Here is a 3,732-nt window from a genome sequence, read left to right on the forward strand (position 1 = left end):
GGTAAGGCCCGATACCATCGTCAGATGACCTCGGCCAAAGCCTTGCCTGTCAGAAGCAGGCGCGTCGCCGCGGTGACGTCCTGTTGCCGCATCAGGCTCTCGCCGACAAGAAAAGTGCCGATGTCGCTCTTTTGCAGCCTGAGGCAGTCGTCATGCAAGAAAATACCGCTCTCGCTGACCAGCAAGCGGTCGGCCGGAACCATCGTCGCCAGCCGCATGGAAGTGTCGAGGCTGGTCTCGAATGTGCGCAGATTGCGGTTGTTGATGCCGATCAGCCGCGACGACAGTTTTAGCGCGCGCTGCGTCTCGGTCTCGTCGTGCACTTCGACCAGTGCATCCATGCCGAGTTCGAAGGCCGTCGCCTCGAGCTCGCTGGCCAGGACGTCGTCGACACTGGCCATGATGATCAGGATGGCATCCGCGCCCCAGGCGCGGGCTTCGTAGACCTGATACGGATCGAACAGGAAATCCTTGCGCAGCGCCGGCAGCGCGACGGCGGCTCGCGCCCAGGTGAGAAATTCGGGCGCACCCTGGAAGGACGGTGCATCGGTCAGCACCGAAAGACAGGCAGCACCACCCTTGGCATAGGCCTGCGCCAGCGCCGGTGGATCGAAATCGGCACGGATCAGACCCTTGGAAGGGCTCGCCTTCTTGATCTCGGCGATTAGCGCGAAGGCGCCGGATTTGCGCTTCGCTTCCAGTGCGGCAAGAAAGCCGCGCGGTGCGTCGGCGTCTTTTGCCCGGGCCTTGATTTCGGCCAACGGCACGCGTGCCTTTGCTGCCGCGATCTCGTCGCGCTTGTAGGCCTCGATCTTGCGAAGAATGTCAGACACGCTCTATCCGTTATCCGTTCGAAATCTCGACCAGCCTGTCGAGCACTTGCAGGGCACGGCCGCTATCGATGGCTTGCGCCGCCGCCGCGATGCCGTCGCCAAGCGTCGTCGCCTTGCCGGCCACAACCAGTCCGGCACCGGCGTTCATCAGCACGGTGTCGCGATAGGCGCCGGCGGCGCCGCCCAGCATATCGCGCAAGGCCTTGGCGTTGTAGTCCGCATCGCCGCCACGCAATTCGTCCTTGCTGTGGCGCGGCAACCCAACCGCTTCAGGGGTCAGGGTGAAGCTGCGGATCTCGCCGCCGATCAGTTCGGCAACCTGCGTCTCGCCGGTGGTGGTGATCTCGTCATAGCCGTCGCCATGGGCGACCCAGACATGCTCGGCACCCAGCGCCTTCAGCGTCTCGGCAACCGGCAGGATCCATTCCGGCAGGAACACACCGACCAGCTGCCGCTTGACGCCGGCCGGATTGGAGAGCGGCCCGAGCAGGTTGAAGATGGTGCGGGTGCCGAGTTCGACGCGGGTCGGGCCGACATGCTTCATCGCCGGATGGTGCGCAGGCGCGAACATGAAGCCAACGCCTGCCTCGTGGATGCAGCGGCCGATGAATTCGGGCGAGATATCGATCTTGACGCCGAGCGCAACCAGCACGTCGGCTGCCCCCGTCAACGATGACAGGCCGCGATTGCCGTGTTTGGCAACCGGCACGCCGCTGCCGGCAACGACGAAGGCCGATGCCGTCGAAATGTTGACGCTGTGAGAATTGTCGCCGCCGGTGCCGACGATGTCGATGGCGTCGGTGGGCGCGTCGACGTGCAGCATCTTGCCCCGCATGGTTGCGACGGCGCCTGAAATCTCGCTCACCGTCTCGCCGCGCACACGCAGCGCCATCAGGAAACCGCCGATCTGGCCGGGGGTCGCGTCACCCGACATGATGATGTCGAAGGCCTCGCGCGCTTCCTCGAAGGAAAGCGCGCTACCGGTCGCGATCTTGGCGATATGGGTTTTCAGCGCGCTCATCTTGTCGAGGCTTGGGCGACGGCGGCCTGGTCGATGCGAACGTCGTACTGCGTCTGCAACTGCGCCACCAACTGGTCGAGCAGGTCATCCGACATGCCGGAGGTGAAGGATTTCTGCGCGTCGTCCGGCACCGAACTGGCATCGGCTCCGGCGGGCTCGAACACTTCGGCGACCTTGTACAGGATCTGCCCGTCTCCGGTGGGTGAGGGGACCAAGCCGGTGCCGCCTTCGCCGACACCGAACATCGCTGCCGCACCCTCCTTACCGAAATCGACATCGTCAGCCTCACGCTTGACACCGCGCTTGGTCTGCTTTTCGAGCTTCAGTTCGCTGGCGATGACATCGAGCGTTGCGCCGGCCTTGAGCCGCTTTTCCAGTTCGTCAGCCTTGGCGGCCAGCCGCTTGCTTATTTCCGCCGCCGTCCAGTCGGCGACGACTTTTTGACGAACCTCATCCAGCGTGCGGTCGCGAGCCGGCGTGACGGACGCCACCTCATAGAAGACGAAGCCGTTGTCGGCTGTGGTCAAGGCATCGTTTTCCGTGTTGGGTTCGGCGTCGAAGACGGCTTTGATCAGCTCCGGCGATTGCGGCAGGTCCTTGACGATGGTTGCATCTGGCCGCAGTCCACTACGATCGATGGCGTCGATGGTGACGACCTTCAGCTTCAGCTTGGCCGCGGCCTCCGCCAGCGAACTGCCGGCGGCGCGGGTGTCATCGTAATTGTCGCGCACGTCCAGAAGGATGCGGCTTGCCTCGCCCAGCGCCAGATCCTTGCGGATCTGATCGGACACCTCGGCCAGTGGTTTCACCACCTCGGGCTTGATCTCGGTGACGCGCAGCAGCACCGGACCGAAGGCGCCTTGCACGACCTGACTGACTTCATTGGCGTTGAGCGAAAAGGCCGCGTCGGCGACCGCCTTGTCGGCGATCTTGTCCTTGGCAAGCGTGCCGAGCAACGTATCGGCCGGCGTCTTGCCTTCCGCCGTGACAAGCTTGTCGAAAGTGGCGCCGGCCTTGAGCGAATCGAGTGCGGCCTTGGCCGCATCCGGCGTCTTGAACACGAGCTGCTCGACGGTGCGCAGTTCCGGCGTGGTGTAACGCGCCTTGTTCTTGTTGTAGTCGTCGCTGACCTGGCTGTCGGTGACGGCGGTCGTATCCATGATGTCGACGGGTTCGAGGCGGACATAGGAAAATTTGCGGTATTCGGGTGCCGCATATGTCTTCTTGTTGGGTTCGAAATAGGCCGAGAGCACGCTATCGGACGGCGCCGCGATCGGCTCGACCAGTGCCTTGGGCAGCGTCAAATAGTCGATGGTGCGGTCTTCGCCGCGATAGAGCGCAACCGCCTTGAAGAAAGTGTCCGGAGCCTTGAGGCCATCCGAGACCGCCTCGACAATTTGCTGGCGCACGGCCACCTGGGCACGGTTCTTCAAATAGTCCTCGGGCCGCATGCCGATCTGCTGCAGCATATATTCGAACGTTCTGCGGTCGAACTGGCCGCCCGGGCCCTTGAAGGCTGGGTCCTCGCGTGTCAACTCGGCCAGCCGATCCTTGGAAAGTCCGAGGCCCAGCTTGCGGGCCTGTTCGTCGAGAACGGCACCAGAGACGAGCTGAGCCAACACCTGGTTGTCGACGCCGAGCGCCTTTGCCTGTTCGTGGCTGAGACGTTGGCCGAACTGTTGCGACATGACGGCGAGCTGGCGATCGTAGGCGAGACGGTATTCGTTGATCGATACTTTGGTGCCGCCGGCGGTTATCACCGAATCGTGGCCGGCAAGACCGCTCATCAGCTGTCCGGAAACGCCCCAGACCAAAAAGCTGAGCACCAGCAGCACCAACAGTCCCTTCGCGACCCAGGTGCCTGCCGCGCTTCTCAAT

Annotated in this window: 3 protein-coding genes; all 3 read right to left on the reverse strand. The window is 63.4% G+C overall.

Annotation, left to right across the window (positions count from 1 at the left end):
- Window positions 1-20 precede the first annotated feature (20 nt).
- From trpC to EN750_RS23350, 3 genes are read right to left on the reverse strand one after another with little or no spacing between them, the layout of a single operon-like run.
- A complete protein-coding gene (trpC, locus tag EN750_RS23340) occupies window positions 21-833 on the reverse strand; it encodes an indole-3-glycerol phosphate synthase TrpC (RefSeq protein WP_127397778.1) in 813 nt (270 codons plus the stop codon).
- Between the two features lie 10 nt (window positions 834-843).
- Window positions 844-1,854 carry an anthranilate phosphoribosyltransferase gene (gene trpD, locus EN750_RS23345; RefSeq protein ID WP_127397779.1) on the reverse strand — a complete coding sequence of 337 codons (1,011 nt, stop codon included), beginning with the start codon at window positions 1,852-1,854 and terminating at the stop codon, window positions 844-846.
- Window positions 1,851-3,731: a SurA N-terminal domain-containing protein gene (locus EN750_RS23350; protein ID WP_245482780.1), complete on the reverse strand. Its 1,881-nt coding sequence runs from the start codon at window positions 3,729-3,731 to the stop codon at window positions 1,851-1,853. The genes trpD and EN750_RS23350 overlap by 4 nt, the downstream gene beginning before the upstream one ends.
- Window position 3,732: the final 1 nt, after the last annotated feature.

This window comes from Mesorhizobium sp. M7A.F.Ca.ET.027.03.2.1, assembly GCF_003999175.1.
Classification (GTDB): Bacteria; Pseudomonadota; Alphaproteobacteria; order Rhizobiales; family Rhizobiaceae; genus Mesorhizobium.

Excerpts from the sequence above, each read along its gene's own strand:
- trpD (WP_127397779.1), bottom strand. The coding sequence starts at position 1,854 with ATGAGCGCGCTGAAAACCCATATCGCCAAGATCGCGACCGGTAGCGCG.